The sequence below is a fragment of the Thomasclavelia ramosa DSM 1402 genome (assembly GCF_014131695.1).
Lineage (GTDB): Bacteria > Bacillota_I > Bacilli_A > Erysipelotrichales > Coprobacillaceae > Thomasclavelia > Thomasclavelia ramosa.
On sequence record NZ_CP036346.1, the window covers coordinates 1,342,866 to 1,360,830 of the forward strand.

Here is a 17,965-nt window from a genome sequence, read left to right on the forward strand (position 1 = left end):
AGGAGGATTAGATTGAATGAAAAAATACGTTTATATGTTTAGCGAAGGAAACGAAATGATGCGTGACCTTCTAGGTGGTAAAGGGGCTAACTTGGCTGCAATGGTTAACTTAGGGTTACCAGTACCACAAGGATTTACAGTGACTACTGAAGCATGTAATGAATATTATGCTGATGGTAAGATCATCAATGATGAAATGAAAAAACAAATTGATGACTGCTTAGAAAGATTAGAAAAATTAGCTGATAAAAAACTTGGGGGATTAGATAATCCGTTATTAGTTTCAGTTCGTTCTGGAGCAAAATTTTCTATGCCTGGAATGATGGATACAATTCTTAACTTAGGTTTAAATGATGAAACTGTTGAAGTTGTAGCTAAACAAACAGGAAATCGTCGTTTTGCTTTTGATAGTTATCGTAGATTTATTCAAATGTACTCTGATGTAGTTTGTGAAGTTGATAAAGAGTTATTTGAAGCTAAATTAAGTGAATTAAAAACTTCAAAGGGATATGAAAGTGATTTAGATATCACTGCAGAAGATTTTGAAAATATCATTATTCCTCAATATAAAGAAATTTTCAAAACTCAATTAGGTAGAGACTTTCCACAAGAAGCTAAAGAACAATTAATGGGAGCAATTTTAGCTGTATTCAGATCATGGAATAATGATCGTGCTATTATTTATCGTAACTTAAATGGAATTCCTCATGATTTGGGAACTGCTGTTAACGTACAACAAATGGTATTTGGTAATATGGGTGATGACTCAGGTACTGGGGTATTATTTACTCGTAATGCTGCTAATGGGGATAATCATATTTATGGTGAGTATTTAATTAACGCTCAAGGTGAAGACGTTGTTGCTGGTATTCGTACACCACAAAAAATTGCTAAATTAGAAGAAGATATGCCAGAAATCTATAAACAATTAGTTACAATTGTTAAAGGATTAGAAAAACATTATAAAGATATGCAAGACTGTGAATTTACAGTTGAGAATGGTAAACTATATATTTTACAAACTCGAAATGGTAAACGTACTGGTAAAGCAGCATTAAAAATTGCTGTAGATTTAGTACATGAAGGTTTAATCAATAAATATGAAGCAATGACAAGAGTTGAACCTGATCAAATCTCACAACTATTACATCCGAACTTTACACCTGCTGCATTAGCTGCTGCTGAAGTGTTGATTGAAGGATTACCTGCTTCACCAGGTGCTGGTGCTGGTAAAGTTTATTTAACTGCTGAAAAAGTTCATGAACAAGCTGTAGCTGGTGAAAAAGTTATTTTAGTAAGACACGAAACTTCTCCTGAAGATATTCAAGGTATGGTTGATTGTGAAGGTATTTTAACTTCTACTGGAGGAATGACGAGTCATGCAGCTGTAGTTGCTCGTGGTATGGGTAAATGCTGTATCGTAGGTGCAAAAGCATTATCGATTGATTATGATGCAGGAACATTTACAATTGATGGAAAAACTTATCCAGAAGGAACAGAAATTTCATTAGATGGTACAAGTGGTAAAGTATATATGGGAATTTTAGATTCTGAAGAATCTGAATTAACAGGTGATTTTGCTGAATTGATGTCTTGGGCTGATGAAATCAAGAAATTACAAGTTCGTGCTAATGCTGATAGCCCTCGTGATGCGGCTGTAGCTATTAAATTTGGAGCTGAAGGTATTGGTTTATGTCGTACAGAACATATGTTCTTTGAAGGAGATCGTATCGAATATGTAAGACAAATGATTTTATCTGATACAGTGGAAGAAAGAATTAAGGCATTAGATGAGTTATATAAATTCCAAGTTGAAGACTTCAGAGGAATCTATCGTGCGATGGTTGGATTACCGGTAACAGTACGTTTATTAGATCCACCTCTTCATGAATTTTTACCACATACTGATGAAGAATATCAAGCAGTTGCTGATAAACTTGGAAAAACATTAGAAGAAGTGAAAACTAAGGGCGCAACTTTAAAAGAAACTAATCCAATGTTAGGACATCGTGGTTCACGTTTAGCAGTAACGTATCCAGAAATCTATAATATGCAAGTTAGAGCAATTATTGATGCAGCGATTGATGTTGAAAGAGAATTAGGATGTACAATCGTACCAGAAATCATGTTACCATTGATTGGTAGTGAATCTGAAATCGTTTATGTGAAAGATAATGTTACAAAAGCAATTGATGCCGCAATTATGGCTAAAAATGCAAAAATTGAATATAAGATCGGTACAATGATTGAAATTCCAAGAGCTGCTTTAACAGCTGATGAAATTGCAAAACATGCTGAATTTTTCTCATTTGGAACTAACGATTTAACTCAAATGACATTTGGTTTCTCTCGTGATGATGTAGGAAGTTTCTTGCCTGAATATATTAATCGTAAAGTAATTCAAGTTGATCCATTCGTATCGCTTGATCAAAGTGGTGTTGGTCAATTAGTAGAAATGGCTGCAAACAAAGGTCGCAGTGTTCGTCCAAAAATTAAATTAGGTATTTGTGGTGAACATGGTGGAGATCCAGAATCAATTAAATTCTGTCATAAAACAGGTTTAACTTATGTATCTTGTTCTCCATATCGTGTGTTAATTGCACGTTTAGCTGCTGCTCAAGCTGCTGCTGAGGAAATTATCCTAGAACACACTACTGATAAAGTATTAGTTGCTGATAAATAGCTGATAAACGTCTCTTAATTTAAAGAGACGTTTTTTTATTTGTGTAAAGTAGGATATTTGGTATAATAGATATGGTGATAAAATGAAAAATATTATAATTGTAGCAACAGGTGGAACAATTGCAGGAAGTGGCAAAGTTGGAAAAGCAACTAATTATCAGGCTGGAAAAATCAATATTAAGGAAATAATTGACTCTATTCCAATGATTAATGAAGTTGCTAATTTAAAAGCAATTCAGCTTTTTAATGTCGATAGTAATGAGATGAATGAAGAACATTGGATAATTTTAGCTAATAAAATAAATGATTTGGCTTCTCAAAAAAATGTTGATGGTATTGTAGTTACTCATGGAACTGATACATTGGATGAGACAGCCTATTTTTTAAATCTTACAATCAATACATATAAGCCAGTCGTTTTGACAGGGGCAATGAGACCAGCGAGTGCAACTAGTGCAGATGGTCCGATTAATTTATATCAAGCTGTTTGTTTGGCTTCGTGTGATGATGCTTTGGGACATGGCGTAATGGCAGTCTTTTCAAGTACAATTTATTCAGGGCGAGATATCCAAAAAATTAGTAATTTTAAAACTGATGCATTTGATCAAAAAGATTTTGGATGTTTGGGTTATATGAATGATGATAAAGTTATGATGTTTTCAAGAACTTTTAAAAAACATACATTGCAATCAGTTTTTAGTGAAAAGCCAATTACTGAATTGCCTCCGGTAGGGATTGTCTATTACTATGCTGGTGCTAAACCTGATATTTTGACGATGATGGCTCAGAATCATCGAGGGATTGTGATAATTGGCAGCGGTAGTGGTAATTATAGTCAAGCATGGCTGAATGAAATTGAAACACTAGGTGCTCAAGGAATCATTTTTGTTAGAGCGTCTCGGGTTAATCAGGGAATTGTATATGAGAGTGATGTTTTTGATCCTCATAATGTCTGTATACCGTCTAATACTTTGTCAGGACAAAAAGCTAGAGTGCTTCTAATGCTTGCTTTAAGTGTTACTCAGAATACAAAAGAAATTAAAAGAATTTTTAATGAATATTAAAGGGGGCACATGTACGTGGAACGAATCAAACTTAATTTAGATAGTATTGCAATGATGCTGTTTTGTGCTCGATTAAAAGCGTATAAAGAGGTCCCACTTTCTAATGAGGAATGGTTGTTAATTGAGCGGATTATAAAAAAGAAGGGGTTAAAAGGACCTGCTAGTTTGCTGTCGATGAATCAGACAGAACTTGAAGAAATTTTAGAAATAAATGAATTTATTGCTTATAAAATGGCACGAAGAATTGAAACGATGAATATTTTTTTTAGTGTTCTTAATAATCTGGAGGGAAATGGAATTAATGTTACTACAAAATATGAAGATAATTTCCCTAAATTGTTAACTAAACACCTAAAGAAAAGGGCTCCATTATATGTGTTTTATTGTGGTAATATTGAATTAGTTGGAGAAGGAATTTCTTTGATGGGTCTTAATAAGGTTACTAAAAAAGATCGCGCCTATACCAAAAGATTGGTAGATAAAGCAATTGAAGATAATCTAATTTACATTTCCAATGATGCTAAAGGAATTGATGATGTTGCTTTGCATTACGCACTTTATCATGGTTGTCATTGTATTAGTTTTGTTTGTGAGCGACTTGGTGCTAAAAGCAAAGACTATACTAGATATATTAAATCCGGACAATTAGTGATGCTGAGTGCTGAGGATCCAAACTGCTATTTTGATGTAACTAATGCAATTGAGCGTAATAGCTATGTATGTGCATTGTCAAAATATCAAATTATTGTTTCAAGTAGTATTAATAATGGCGCAACATGGTTTACTTCGTTGCAAAATTTACACAATAAATGGACTACACCTTTAGCTGTTGAAGGGTTATATTTAGGAAATGATCGGTTACTTGATATGGGAGTGACACCAATATATATAAAAGATGTATTGTCTGATTATTCGTTCGATATGATTTATGATAGAAACAAAAAAATTGTTGAAGATGCAGAAGTCAATATTGATCAGATGTCAATATTTGAATTTATAGGAGAATAGAATGAATTTTGATTATAAAAAATATCCAGTGACAGCCGGGGTGATTGGAATATGTATTTTAGTTTATTGTTATACAACCGTTAAATACGGTTTTGAAATGAATGCTTATCAAGGAATCAGAGCAGGTGGATTTAATCCAATTTTGGTTTTGGCAGGAAATCAATATTGGCGATTAATTAGTGCAAACTTTATTCATTTTGGAATTATGCATATTTTTTGTAACTGTTATTCATTAGTTAATCTAGGCTCAGTTATGGAATATTTGTTGGGAATGAAGCGTTATTTGATTATTTTGATTGCTTCTGCCCTTGCAACTACGATTTTACCAACAGTTTTTTATATTTTGACTGGAAATGGTGCTAGTAGTATTATGGGAGGTATTTCTGGAGCTATTTTTGGATTGATGGGAGCTTTATTAGCATTGGCTTGGAAATTTAAAGATGTTTATGCATATTTATTCAAGCAAATATCGTCAAGTGTTCTATTGATGCTGCTGATTTCTATATTGGTGCCTTCGATTTCTTTATCTGGACATATTTCAGGTATGATTGGTGGTTTTATTGCAACTTTACTAATTATCAAATTTATGCCTTTACGCATTTGGAAAAAGAAAAAACCGGAAAATTATCATAATCTTGTCAATTAATAATCAGATATAGTAAAATATAAACATATAGAGGAGAGTACAATGAAACAAAAAGTAAGAAAAGCAATTATTCCAGCGGCTGGATTAGGAACAAGATTTTTACCAGCAACTAAAGCACTAGCAAAGGAGATGTTGCCAATTGTTGATACCCCAACAATTCAATATATTATCCAAGAAGCAGTGGATAGTGGAATTGAAGAAATTTTAATTATTACTAATTCAAATAAACATGCGATGGAAAATCATTTTGATAAGTCGTATGAATTAGAAGCGCGTTTAACAGAATCAGGTAAAATGGAACAAGTTAAAATGATACAAGATATTGCTGATATGGCAAATATTTATTATATTCGTCAAAAAGAGCCAAAGGGATTAGGTCATGCGGTATTATGTGCAAAATCATTTATTGGTGATGAGCCATTTGCAGTATTATTAGGTGATGATATTGTTGTAAATGATGGTGGTGAGCCAGCATTAAAGCAATTAATAGATGCGTATATAAATAAAGAAGCATCAGTTGTTGGGGTACAGACAGTTGAACATAAAGATGTTTGTAAATATGGAATTGTCAGTCCGTCACATTCGCATCCTCGTGAAAATGGTGGGCGTTTAGTTAAGTTAAATAATATGGTGGAAAAGCCGGCAGTTGAAGAAGCTCCTAGCGATATGGCAGTATTAGGAAGATATGTTTTGACACCAAAAGTATTTGAATTGCTAGAAACTCAAGGAAAAGGTGCTGGTGGAGAAATCCAGTTAACAGATGCTATCAAACGTTTAATGGATATTCAAGCGGTCTATGCGTATGACTTTGAAGGGATTCGTTATGATGTTGGTGATAAGTTTGGTTTTATTAAGGCAACGATTGATTTTGCATTAAAGCGCGAAGATTTAAAAGAAAAGGTTCAAGCATATATAAATTCACTTGTAAAGGATGTTAAATGATGAGTTTTCAAGAGAAATATGAAGAGTATAAACAAAGAAAAGAAGCGCAAGCGTTTTTTAATCAAAATAATGATCAAAAAGTATATGGGAAAGATTATTTAATAGCTATTTTAGTTGGATTTGGTTCAACGATCGTTATGGGATGTATTTTAACCTGGATTATTTCTAAAATAGGTTTTAATTTTTCATACTTTACTATTTTAATTGGAATTTTTGAAGCTCAGGCAATAAAAAAAGTATTGAATAAAAGTGGTCAACAATTAGCCATTATTGCTGCAGTTACTTTTGTTTTAGGAATTGTCGTGGCACAAGCAATTTTTATAAGTATAACGCTACCTTTTTTTAATGTCAGCATGCTAGTTGAAACATTCAAATATTGTTTCCAAAATATGATAACAGGTGATGTGTTAAGTACAATTATCTATTTATTTGGTGCGATTGCGGCATATATGGCATTAAAAGATTAAATATATTAATTTAAAAGAATATAATTGGCTGATCGGTTTTAGTGATCAGCTTTTTTGTTATATTATTTTTAATAAAGATTGATGGATTCAAGGTAAATGGATTGTTAAATAAAAACATTCTTTTTATTTAAAATGAAAAAATAATGCCTTTCTATATTTGTGAGGGTCTTTTAGTAATTATAACTAGCAATACAAAAGGCTACGTAGTATAATAATGGTATGCAAAAGGAGGATTTTTAAAAATGGCTAAAAAGTTTTTATCAATGGATGGTAATACTGCTGCAGCGCACGTTGCGTATGCGTTTACTGAAGTAGCAAGTATTTATCCAATTACACCTTCATCTCCAATGGCTGAAAATGCGGAAGCATGGTCTGCCCAAGGTAAAAAAAATATCTTTGGTTCACCTGTTAATGTAATTGAAATGCAATCAGAAGCCGGAGCTGCTGGTGCTGTCCATGGGGCGTTACAAGGTGGTGCACTTGCAACTACTTTTACTGCGTCTCAAGGTTTATTATTGATGATTCCTAACTTATACAAGATTGCTGGGGAATTATTACCTGGTGTATTCCATGTATCAGCAAGAGCACTTGCAACAAGAGCATTAAATATTTTTGGTGATCATCAAGATATTTATGCTTGTCGCCAAGTTGGAATGCCAATGATTTGTTCACACTCAGTTCAAGAAGTAATGGATTTAGGAGGAATTGCACATTTAACGGCAATTAAATCATCTGTTCCTGTAATGCACTTCTTTGATGGGTTTAGAACATCTCATGAAATTCAAAAAGTAGAAGTAATGGATTATGATGTATTAGAAAGTCTTTTAGATAAAGAGGCTCTTGCTAAATACAAGAAAAATGCAATGAATCCACACACTAACCCAATTGAGCGCGGTGGGGCTGAAAATGATGATATTTATTTCCAAGGTCGTGAAGCTCAAAACAAGCATTATGATGCAGTGGTAGAAGTAGTTGCTGATTATATGAAAAAGATTTCTGAAATTACCGGTAGAGAATATGCTCCATTTACATATTATGGGGCACCTGATGCAGCAAGAGTAATCGTTGCAATGGGATCAGTAACAGAAACAATTAAAGAAACAATTGATGAAATGAACCGTCGCGGTGATCGCGTAGGTTTAATTAAAGTACATCTATATCGTCCTTTCTCTGCCAAATACTTATTAAAAGTATTACCTAATACAGTGGAAAAAGTAGCTGTTCTAGATCGTACTAAAGAAATGGGTGCTACTGGAGAGCCTTTATATTTAGATGTTGTTAGTGTCCTTAAAGACGTTAAACATGTAAGAGCAATTGTTGGTGGACGTTATGGTATGGGTTCTAAAGATACTACTCCTCGTCAAATCAAAGCAGTATATGATCATTTATTAGAGGATGCTCCATTTACTTCATTTACAATTGGTATTAATGATGATGTAACTAATCTATCATTAAAAGAGGATCCTGAATTTAATGTTGATGCTGATTATACAGCATGTCTATTTTATGGTTTAGGTTCAGATGGTACTGTTTCAGCTAATAAATCTTCAATAAAAATCATTGGGGATCATACTGATTTATATTCACAAGCTTATTTTGCTTATGATTCTAAAAAAGCTGGAGGGGCAACACGCTCTAATTTACGCTTTGGGAATACTCCAATCAGAGCTACTTATTATGTAAATAATGCGGATTTTATTTCTTGTTCATTAGACAACTATGTAATTAAATATGATATGTTAAAAAATCTTAAAGATGGTGGAACATTCTTATTAAATACAGAGTTCTCAAAAGAAGAAATTATTGATTATTTACCAAATCGAGTAAAAAAACAATTAGCAGATAAAAAGGCTAAATTCTATATAATTAATGCCAATAAAATTGCTGGCGAAATTGGTATGGGAAGAAGAACTAATACAATTCTTCAATCTGCATTCTTTGCATTAAATCCCCAAATCTTACCAATTGAAAAAGCTGTTGAATATATGAAAGAAATGGCAAAGAAAACATATAGTAAAAAAGGTGATGCTATTGTCCAACTTAACTACAAAGCAATTGATGCAGGTAAAGACGCAATTGAAGAAGTAGCTGTTGATAATTCTTGGTCTGATTTAACAGTAACTGCAACTAGAAGTACTACTGGAGATGAACATTTTGATGAATTTGTTTCAGTAATCAATAGTTTAGATGGTTATGATTTACCTGTTTCTGCTTTCATGGATAAATTAGATGGTTCAATGAAATCAGGAGTGGCAATCAAAGAAAAGCGTGCAATTGCAACTGAAGTTCCTCGTTGGAATAAAGATAACTGTATTCAATGTAATAACTGTGTAATGGTTTGCCCTCATGCAACGATCAGAGCGTTCTTGCTTGATGAAGAAGAAATGGCTAATTTACCAGAAAACATTGGTGATGATGTTTTAGTTCCAATGGGTAAAGATATGGGTGGATTAGTATATCGTATCCAAGTTTCACCGGATAACTGTGTTGGATGTGGTTTATGTGTTACTGAATGTCCAGGTAAGAAAGGTGAAAAAGCTCTTGAAATGGTTAGTGTGAAAGATGAATTAGTACATGCTCCATTAGCTGATTACATGTATGCTAATGTTAAATATCGTGATGATAAGTATCCATTAACTACAGCTAAAGGTGTTGGTTTCATGAGACCGTATTTTGAAGTTTCAGGTGCTTGTGGTGGATGTGGTGAAACACCATACTATCGTTTGGCTTCACAATTATTTGGTAAGGATATGATGATTGCTAATGCTACTGGATGTAGTTCAATTTATAGTGGTTCTACTCCTTCTACACCTTGTGCGATTGATGGAAATGGTCAAGGACCAGCATGGGCTAACTCATTATTCGAAGATAATGCTGAATTTGGTTTCGGAATGAAATTAGCTGAAAATTATAAAGTTGGGCATCTATTACGTATTATTGAAGAAAATAAAGATGCTTGTGAACCGGAACTGAAGGCTTTATTGGAAGAGTATGTTGAAATCAATGGTGATCGCGCTAAAGAAAGAGAGCTTGTGCCTCAAATCATGACTGCGGTTAAAGCTTCAAGCAACGAAGCAATTAAAGAATTGTTAAATCATGAAGGAGATATGGTAAGTAAATCTCAATGGATCATTGGTGGTGATGGATGGGCTTATGATATCGGCTATGGTGGATTAGATCATGTTATTGCAAGTAACCAAAATGTTAATATTTTAGTACTTGATACTGAAGTATATTCTAATACAGGCGGACAATCTTCTAAATCATCTCAAGCTGGATCAATCGCCAAATTTACTGCTGGGGGTAAATCAGCTGCTAAAAAAGATTTAGCACAAATCGCTATGGCATATGGACATGTTTATGTTGCTCAAGTTGCTATGGGAGCAAATCCTGTACAAACAATTAAAGCATTCAAAGAAGCTGAAGCTTATAATGGACCTTCTTTAATCATTGCTTACTCTCCATGTATGGAACATGGTATTAAAGGTGGTCTTGCAAATCATCAAAGACAACAAAAAGATGCTGTATCTTGTGGATACTTCAACTTATTGAGATATGATCCTCGTCTTGAAGATGCAGGAAAGAATCCTTTGCAAGTTGATTCTAAAGCACCAGACTTTGATAAATTTAAAGATTTCTTGTTATCTGAAAACCGTTTTGCACAATTGTTAAAGGTTAATCCAGAACATGCGGAGGCATTAATGGAGAAATGTTTAGCTGATGCTAAAAAACGTCGTTTAAGATTAGATAGAATGGCATAAAAAGTTTAAATCAGAGGAAAAATCCTCTGATTTTTTCTTATTCGACTGCAAATATAGTTGATTATTACACTGTTTTTTGGAAACTTAATAAAAAAATAAAAAAAATGTATAAAATTCTTTACAAGAGCAAATATTAGTGATAGAATAATCATGCACTCGAGATAAGAGTGGAGATCATTGAAAACTAAACAGAATTAAGAAACACACGTCAATATCCAGAAGGATAAAAAAGAAAAAAGAGCTAAACAAACGAAGAGTTGTTTAAATAAACAATGGAGAGTTTGATCCTGGCTCAGGATGAACGCTGGCGGCGTGCCTAATACATGCAAGTCGAACGCGAGCACTTGTGCTCGAGTGGCGAACGGGTGAGTAATACATAAGTAACCTGCCCTAGACAGGGGGATAACTATTGGAAACGATAGCTAAGACCGCATAGGTACGGACACTGCATGGTGACCGTATTAAAAGTGCCTCAAAGCACTGGTAGAGGATGGACTTATGGCGCATTAGCTGGTTGGCGGGGTAACGGCCCACCAAGGCGACGATGCGTAGCCGACCTGAGAGGGTGACCGGCCACACTGGGACTGAGACACGGCCCAGACTCCTACGGGAGGCAGCAGTAGGGAATTTTCGGCAATGGGGGAAACCCTGACCGAGCAACGCCGCGTGAAGGAAGAAGGTTTTCGGATTGTAAACTTCTGTTATAAAGGAAGAACGGCGGCTACAGGAAATGGTAGCCGAGTGACGGTACTTTATTAGAAAGCCACGGCTAACTACGTGCCAGCAGCCGCGGTAATACGTAGGTGGCAAGCGTTATCCGGAATTATTGGGCGTAAAGAGGGAGCAGGCGGCAGCAAGGGTCTGTGGTGAAAGCCTGAAGCTTAACTTCAGTAAGCCATAGAAACCAGGCAGCTAGAGTGCAGGAGAGGATCGTGGAATTCCATGTGTAGCGGTGAAATGCGTAGATATATGGAGGAACACCAGTGGCGAAGGCGACGATCTGGCCTGCAACTGACGCTCAGTCCCGAAAGCGTGGGGAGCAAATAGGATTAGATACCCTAGTAGTCCACGCCGTAAACGATGAGTACTAAGTGTTGGATGTCAAAGTTCAGTGCTGCAGTTAACGCAATAAGTACTCCGCCTGAGTAGTACGTTCGCAAGAATGAAACTCAAAGGAATTGACGGGGGCCCGCACAAGCGGTGGAGCATGTGGTTTAATTCGAAGCAACGCGAAGAACCTTACCAGGTCTTGACATACTCATAAAGGCTCCAGAGATGGAGAGATAGCTATATGAGATACAGGTGGTGCATGGTTGTCGTCAGCTCGTGTCGTGAGATGTTGGGTTAAGTCCCGCAACGAGCGCAACCCTTATCGTTAGTTACCATCATTAAGTTGGGGACTCTAGCGAGACTGCCAGTGACAAGCTGGAGGAAGGCGGGGATGACGTCAAATCATCATGCCCCTTATGACCTGGGCTACACACGTGCTACAATGGATGGTGCAGAGGGAAGCGAAGCCGCGAGGTGAAGCAAAACCCATAAAACCATTCTCAGTTCGGATTGTAGTCTGCAACTCGACTACATGAAGTTGGAATCGCTAGTAATCGCGAATCAGCATGTCGCGGTGAATACGTTCTCGGGCCTTGTACACACCGCCCGTCACACCACGAGAGTTGATAACACCCGAAGCCGGTGGCCTAACCGCAAGGAAGGAGCTGTCTAAGGTGGGATTGATGATTGGGGTGAAGTCGTAACAAGGTATCCCTACGGGAACGTGGGGATGGATCACCTCCTTTCTAAGGAGAAACGCATGATCGAAGATGATGCACAAGAGAAGTGATGTTTCGAAGATACTGTTTAGTTTTGAGTGATACTCAGGTATGACTCAGAGATCATTGAAAACTGGATAATAGAAAATAAATTGCGATAGAAATAGAAAATGAGATCGAAATAGTAATTGTTATTATTGAGGTCTTTCTAGAAAAGTCGAAAACTAAGAATTTTCATCACTAAAAAACATAAATCGAAACGGATGGATGGATTTTAGTAAATAGTTGAAAATAGTAATCAAGCAAACACCAAAATAGGTAAAGTAAGAAAGAGCGTATGGCGGATGCCTAGGCACAGAGAGGCGAAGAAGGACGCAGCAAACAGCGAAATGCGACGGTTAGCAGTAAGCATGCAACGATCCGTCGATGTCCGAATGGGGGAACCCACCTGGAGTAGAGACCAGGTATCCTGAAGTGAATAAATAGCTTCAGAGAGGCGAGACTCAGGGAACTGAAACATCTAAGTACCTGAAGGAAGAGAAAATAAACGAATGATTCCCTAAGTAGCGGCGAGCGAAAGGGGAAGAGCCCAAACCGATCTTAGGATCGGGGTTGTAGGACTGTCGGCAAAGAGCAAGAAATCATTATAGGCGAACGGAATGGGAAGTCCGGCGAAACAGGGTGACAGCCCCGTAGCCGAAATAGTGAAGAAGCACGAGACAGCACCTGAGTACGGCGGGACACGAGGAATCCTGTCGGAATCCACCAGGACCATCTGGTAAGGCTAAATACTCCTCTGTGACCGATAGTGAACCAGTACCGTGAGGGAAAGGTGAAAAGAACCCCGGGAGGGGAGTGAAATAGAACCTGAAACCATATGCTTACAAGAAGTTAGAGCCCGTTAAAGGGTGATAGCGTGCCTTTTGTAGAATGAACCGGCGAGTTACGATATGGAGCGAGGTTAAGCAGGATATGCGGAGCCGAAGCGAAAGCGAGTCTTAACAGGGCGAAAGTTGCATGTCGTAGACCCGAAACCGAGTGATCTAGCCATGACCAGGTTGAAGTTGGGGTAAAACCCGATGGAGGACCGAACCGACCCCCGTTGAAACGTTGGCGGATGAGTTGTGGCTAGGGGTGAAATTCCAATCGAACTCGGAGATAGCTGGTTCTCCCCGAAATAGCTTTAGGGCTAGCGTCGAGGTAAAGTCGTGTGAAGGTAGAGCACTGAATATGTGATGGCCCCATCTCGGGGTACTGAACATAATCAAACTCCGAATGTCACAAAGATATACTCGGCAGTCAGACAGTGGGTGATAAGGTCCATTGTCAAAAGGGAAACAGCCCAGACCATCAGCTAAGGTCCCAAAATATATACTAAGTGGAAAAGGATGTGGAGATGTCCAGACAACTAGGAGGTTGGCTCAGAAGCAGCCATCCTTTAAAGAGTGCGTAACAGCTCACTAGTCGAATGACTCTGCGCCGATAATTTACCGGGGCTAAGTATATTACCGAAGCTATGGATTTACGCGTAAGCGTGAGTGGTAGGGGAGCGTTCTATGTGCGGAGAAGCGGTACCGTAAGGAGCCGTGGAGCGCATAGAAGAGAGAATGCCGGTGTGAGTAGCGAAACGTGGGTGAGAATCCCACGCACCGAAAACCCAAGGTTTCCAGAGGAAGGTTCGTCCGCTCTGGGTAAGTCGGGACCTAAGGCGAGGCCGAGAGGCGTAGTCGATGGACAACAGGTAGAGATTCCTGTACTTACGGTATGAATGATGGAGTGACGGAGAAGGCTAGCGGATCCTGCTGATGGAAATGCAGGTGCAAGCGAGGTAGCCGACAGCCAGGCAAATCCGGCTGTCGAAAGGCAAAGGCGTGAGGCGTATGGAAAGCTGCGGCAAGTACAGAAGTCCGTGAAGCCAGCTTCCAAGAAAAGCTTCTAGTGATAATCATACAGTAACCCGTACCGAAAATGGACACACATGGGTGAGGAGAGAATCCTAAGGTGAGCGAGAGAACTATAGCTAAGGAACTCTGCAAAATGACTCCGTAACTTAGGGATAAGGAGTGCTCATAGAGATATGAGCCGCAGTGAAACGGCCCAAGCGACTGTTTACCAAAAACACAGCTCTATGCTAAGTCGAAAGACGACGTATATGGGGTGACGCCTGCCCGGTGCTGGAAGGTTAAGAGGATGTGTCAGCGCAAGCGAAGCATTGAATTGAAGCCCCAGTAAACGGCGGCCGTAACTATAACGGTCCTAAGGTAGCGAAATTCCTTGTCAGGTAAGTTCTGACCCGCACGAAAGGCGTAACGATTTGGGCGCTGTCTCAGCTGTAGACTCGGTGAAGTCTTAGTACCTGTGAAGATGCAGGTTACCCGCGACTAGACGGAAAGACCCCATGGAGCTTTACTGTAGCTTGATATTGGACTTTGATGCAAGATGTACAGGATAGGTAGGAGACTGAGAGACATGCACGCCAGTGTGTGAGGAGTCAATGTTGGGATACTACTCTTCTTGTATTGGAGTTCTAACCGGATGCCATGGAACTGGCAACGGGACAGTGTCAGGTGGGCAGTTTGACTGGGGCGGTCGCCTCCCAAAGAGTAACGGAGGCGCCCAAAGATACCCTCAGCTTGGATGGAAATCAAGCGCAGAGTGCAAAGGCATAAGGGTGTTTGACTGCGAGACCTACAAGTCGAGCAGGGACGAAAGTCGGGCTTAGTGATCCGGCGGTGCTGAATGGAAAGGCCGTCGCTCAACGGATAAAAGCTACCCTGGGGATAACAGGCTGATCTCCCCCAAGAGTTCACATCGACGGGGAGGTTTGGCACCTCGATGTCGGCTCATCGCATCCTGGAGCTGAAGTCGGTTCCAAGGGTTGGGCTGTTCGCCCATTAAAGCGGTACGCGAGCTGGGTTCAGAACGTCGTGAGACAGTTCGGTCCCTATCTGTCGTGGGCGTAGGAAGTTTGAGAAGATCTGTCCTCAGTACGAGAGGACCGGGATGGACATATCAATGGTGCACCAGTTGTCACGCCAGTGGCACAGCTGGGTAGCTAAATATGGAAGGGATAAACGCTGAAGGCATCTAAGTGTGAAACCCACTTCAAGATGAGACTTCCCATTACGCAAGTAAGTAAGACCCCTTAAAGACGATAAGGTTGATAGGTCAGGAGTGTAAGCATGGCGACATGTTCAGCGGACTGATACTAATAGGTCGAGGACTTAACCTAGAGAAAAAGGGTTAAGGCTTGAAACTGAAAGAAGACAAAGTGGAAGACAAAAGACGCAAGAAAACTATTATCTAGTTTTGAGTGATTCTCGAAAGGAATTGCTTAGAAAAGAAGATCTGGTAGCGATAGCATGATGGACACACCTGTTCCCATACCGAACACAGAAGTTAAGCATCATAACGGCGAAGATAGTACCAAGGTGCGACAATAGCAAGCTGCCGGTTCTTTTTTTATTTACGGATACCTCTGCGTATCCTTTTTTCTTTGTTCTAAACCGAAGTATGCCTTACTTATAATCCTTTAAATTAGGACTACTTTGTAGTATAATAGATATGGTGATAAAATGAAAATTAAATTATATTTTGGACAAGAAGATGCTATCAAAAAATCAGGAATTGGTCGTGCTTTTGTCCATCAAAAAAAAGCATTAGAATTATCAGGAATCCCTTATACTACAGATAAGGATGATTTGGATTATGATATTCTCCACATTAATACTGTATGGCCTGATAGTTTTAAGATAATAAATCAAGCACGAAAGTATAATAAAAAGATTGTATATCATGCTCATAGCACAGAAGAAGATTTTAAAAATTCTTTTATGTTTTCTAATACTGTTTCAGGGGTTTATAAAAAATGGCTGATCAGTATGTATACAAAAGGTGATTATATTGTAACTCCGACTCCTTATTCAAAGCGGATTTTAGAATCTTATGGAATTACACTTCCAATTAAAGCAGTTTCGAATGGTGTTGATTTGACACAGTTTAATCCTAGTCAAGAACAAATTGAATCGTTTATTCAGCAATACAAAATTGATTCTAAAGATGTTGTTATTATTTCGGTAGGTTGGCTATTTGAAAGAAAAGGATTTGATACTTTTGTATCGGTGGCAAAGAAATTGCCTGAGTATAAATTTATGTGGTTTGGTGATATTAAATTATCACGTCCTACAAAAAAGATTAAAGATTTACTAGATGATTTACCTCAAAATGTTATTTTACCAGGCTATGTTAGCGGTGATATAATTAAAGGGGCTTATGGAAGAAGTAATATATTCTTTTTCCCATCAAGAGAAGAAACTGAGGGAATAGTTGTATTGGAAGCTTTGGCAAGTAAATGTAATGTTTTACTGCGTGATATTCCTGTTTTTTCAGATTGGTTAGAAAATGGCGTGAACTGTTACAAAGGTAACCACACAGATGATTTTGTTGAAATCATTAAAAAGATGATTAACGGAGAATATCCTTCATTAGTTGCGCAAGGCTATAAAGTAGCTAAAGAGAGAGAACTATCAAAGATAGGGAAAGAATTATTAGAGGTGTATGAAGAAACGCTGAACCTCTAATATGAGGAAAGCTTATGGATAAGAAATCTAATAAAAAATATTTCCTTAATATTATTTTAATTCTTGTTTTAGGGGCAACTGTAATTTATTTTACAATGAAAGATGATTTACATGCTTCTTTAAGAGCATTAACAACGGCCTCGCCTTTATGGATTGTTATTTCCTTTGCATTAATGTCTATATATTTTTTATTAGATGGAATTAATCTATATACTTTTGGTAAGTTATATAAAAAGGATTATAGTTATAAGCAAGGGTTTGTAAATTCGATTTCAGGAACTTTTTTTAATGGGGTTACCCCCTTTTCTAGTGGGGGTCAATTTGCACAAGTCTATATTTTTAATAAGCAGGGAATTGCCCCAACTAACTCTGCTAGTATTTTATTGATGGCTTTTATTGTTTACCAGTCAGTACTAGTTTTATTTACTGCAGTAGTGATGATTTTCCGTTATCAGGCTTATAGTTCAATGTATTCAGAATTTTTTTCATTAGCAATTTTAGGCTTCTTGATTAATTTCTTTGTTATTACTGGACTATTTTTAGGTGCTAAATCAAAGCGATTACAAGATTTTATTTGTAATAATATTGTAAAAGCGTTAAGTAAAATAAGAATTGTAAAAAACTATGAAGATACTTCTATTAAAATTGCACGTTCACTTGAAAACTTTAGAACAGAGTTAAACGTGTTATTAAAAAATAAGAATGTATTGATAAAATCATCATTAATTAATTTGTTTAAATTATTAATTATGTATAGTATTCCCTTCTTTGCAGCAAAAGCATTAAACCTTAATGTTTCATTTATCCAAATATTCGATTTTATTGGTATTTGTTCATTTGTTTATATGATTACTGCCTTTGTTCCGATTCCTGGAGCAAGTGGCGGGAGCGAAGGAGTTTATTATATGTTATTTAGCCCTATTTTAGGGGCTGTTGGTACGCCAACAACATTATTAGTATGGCGCTTTGTAACCTACTATTTAGGACTAATTATTGGTGGTATCATTTTTGCAACTAATCGAGAAATAAATAGATCGGAGTAAAGT

At 37.4% G+C, this 17,965-nt stretch carries 9 protein-coding genes and 3 rRNA genes; all 12 read left to right on the forward strand.

What is annotated here, in order from left to right; translation table 11 throughout:
• Positions 1–16 precede the first annotated feature (16 nt).
• The 12 genes from ppdK (at position 17) to EYR00_RS06430 (ending at position 17,962) form a co-directional block, all read left to right on the forward strand.
• Positions 17–2,683, forward strand: a complete 2,667-nt coding sequence (gene ppdK / locus EYR00_RS06375) for a pyruvate, phosphate dikinase (protein ID WP_003538022.1) — start codon at positions 17–19, stop codon at positions 2,681–2,683.
• Between the two features lie 82 nt (positions 2,684–2,765).
• Entirely contained in the window at positions 2,766–3,746 is a 981-nt protein-coding gene (locus EYR00_RS06380) for an asparaginase (RefSeq protein ID WP_003538023.1), read from the forward strand.
• A gap of 9 nt (positions 3,747–3,755) precedes the next feature.
• The gene (locus EYR00_RS06385; RefSeq protein WP_226814574.1) at positions 3,756–4,754 is read left to right on the forward strand and encodes a DNA-processing protein DprA; all 999 of its coding nucleotides are present in this window, start codon (positions 3,756–3,758) and stop codon (positions 4,752–4,754) included.
• Between the two features lies 1 nt (position 4,755).
• Positions 4,756–5,400: a rhomboid family intramembrane serine protease gene (locus tag EYR00_RS06390; RefSeq protein WP_003538025.1), complete on the forward strand. Its 645-nt coding sequence runs from the start codon at positions 4,756–4,758 to the stop codon at positions 5,398–5,400.
• A gap of 42 nt (positions 5,401–5,442) precedes the next feature.
• Positions 5,443–6,342 carry a UTP--glucose-1-phosphate uridylyltransferase GalU gene (gene galU / locus EYR00_RS06395; RefSeq protein ID WP_003538026.1) on the forward strand — a complete coding sequence of 300 codons (900 nt, stop codon included), beginning with the start codon at positions 5,443–5,445 and terminating at the stop codon, positions 6,340–6,342.
• Positions 6,342–6,809, forward strand: a complete 468-nt coding sequence (locus EYR00_RS06400; protein ID WP_226814575.1) for a hypothetical protein — start codon at positions 6,342–6,344, stop codon at positions 6,807–6,809. The genes galU and EYR00_RS06400 overlap by 1 nt, the downstream gene beginning before the upstream one ends.
• Positions 6,810–7,051: 242 nt before the next feature.
• Complete coding sequence (gene nifJ, locus EYR00_RS06405) at positions 7,052–10,570, forward strand: pyruvate:ferredoxin (flavodoxin) oxidoreductase (RefSeq protein WP_003538029.1); 3,519 nt, start codon at positions 7,052–7,054, stop codon at positions 10,568–10,570.
• Between the two features lie 269 nt (positions 10,571–10,839).
• Positions 10,840–12,366 (forward strand): 16S ribosomal RNA (locus EYR00_RS06410).
• Between the two features lie 290 nt (positions 12,367–12,656).
• Positions 12,657–15,571 (forward strand): 23S ribosomal RNA (locus tag EYR00_RS06415).
• A 115-nt stretch (positions 15,572–15,686) separates the two neighbouring features.
• Positions 15,687–15,795, forward strand: a 5S ribosomal RNA gene (gene rrf, locus EYR00_RS06420).
• Together the 16S, 23S and 5S rRNA genes form the textbook arrangement of a ribosomal RNA operon.
• 119 nt (positions 15,796–15,914) lie before the next feature.
• Entirely contained in the window at positions 15,915–16,919 is a 1,005-nt protein-coding gene (locus EYR00_RS06425) for an LTA glycolipid anchor biosynthesis glycosyltransferase, IagA/BgsA family (RefSeq protein WP_003538031.1), read from the forward strand.
• Between the two features lie 14 nt (positions 16,920–16,933).
• On the forward strand, positions 16,934–17,962 hold the full coding sequence (locus EYR00_RS06430; RefSeq protein WP_003538032.1) for a lysylphosphatidylglycerol synthase transmembrane domain-containing protein: 1,029 nt from the start codon (positions 16,934–16,936) through the stop codon (positions 17,960–17,962).
• Positions 17,963–17,965 lie beyond the last annotated feature (3 nt).

Bases quoted from the DNA above. Each gene is read 5' to 3' on its own strand.
- ppdK (WP_003538022.1), top strand. From the start codon at position 17: ATGAAAAAATACGTTTATATGTTTAGCGAAGGAAACGAAATGATGCGT.
- EYR00_RS06380 (WP_003538023.1), top strand. From the start codon at position 2,766: ATGAAAAATATTATAATTGTAGCAACAGGTGGAACAATTGCAGGAAGT.
- EYR00_RS06385 (WP_226814574.1), top strand. From the start codon at position 3,756: ATGTACGTGGAACGAATCAAACTTAATTTAGATAGTATTGCAATGATG.
- EYR00_RS06390 (WP_003538025.1), top strand. From the start codon at position 4,756: ATGAATTTTGATTATAAAAAATATCCAGTGACAGCCGGGGTGATTGGA.
- galU (WP_003538026.1), top strand. From the start codon at position 5,443: ATGAAACAAAAAGTAAGAAAAGCAATTATTCCAGCGGCTGGATTAGGA.
- EYR00_RS06400 (WP_226814575.1), top strand. From the start codon at position 6,342: ATGAGTTTTCAAGAGAAATATGAAGAGTATAAACAAAGAAAAGAAGCG.
- nifJ (WP_003538029.1), top strand. From the start codon at position 7,052: ATGGCTAAAAAGTTTTTATCAATGGATGGTAATACTGCTGCAGCGCAC.
- EYR00_RS06425 (WP_003538031.1), top strand. From the start codon at position 15,915: ATGAAAATTAAATTATATTTTGGACAAGAAGATGCTATCAAAAAATCA.
- EYR00_RS06430 (WP_003538032.1), top strand. From the start codon at position 16,934: ATGGATAAGAAATCTAATAAAAAATATTTCCTTAATATTATTTTAATT.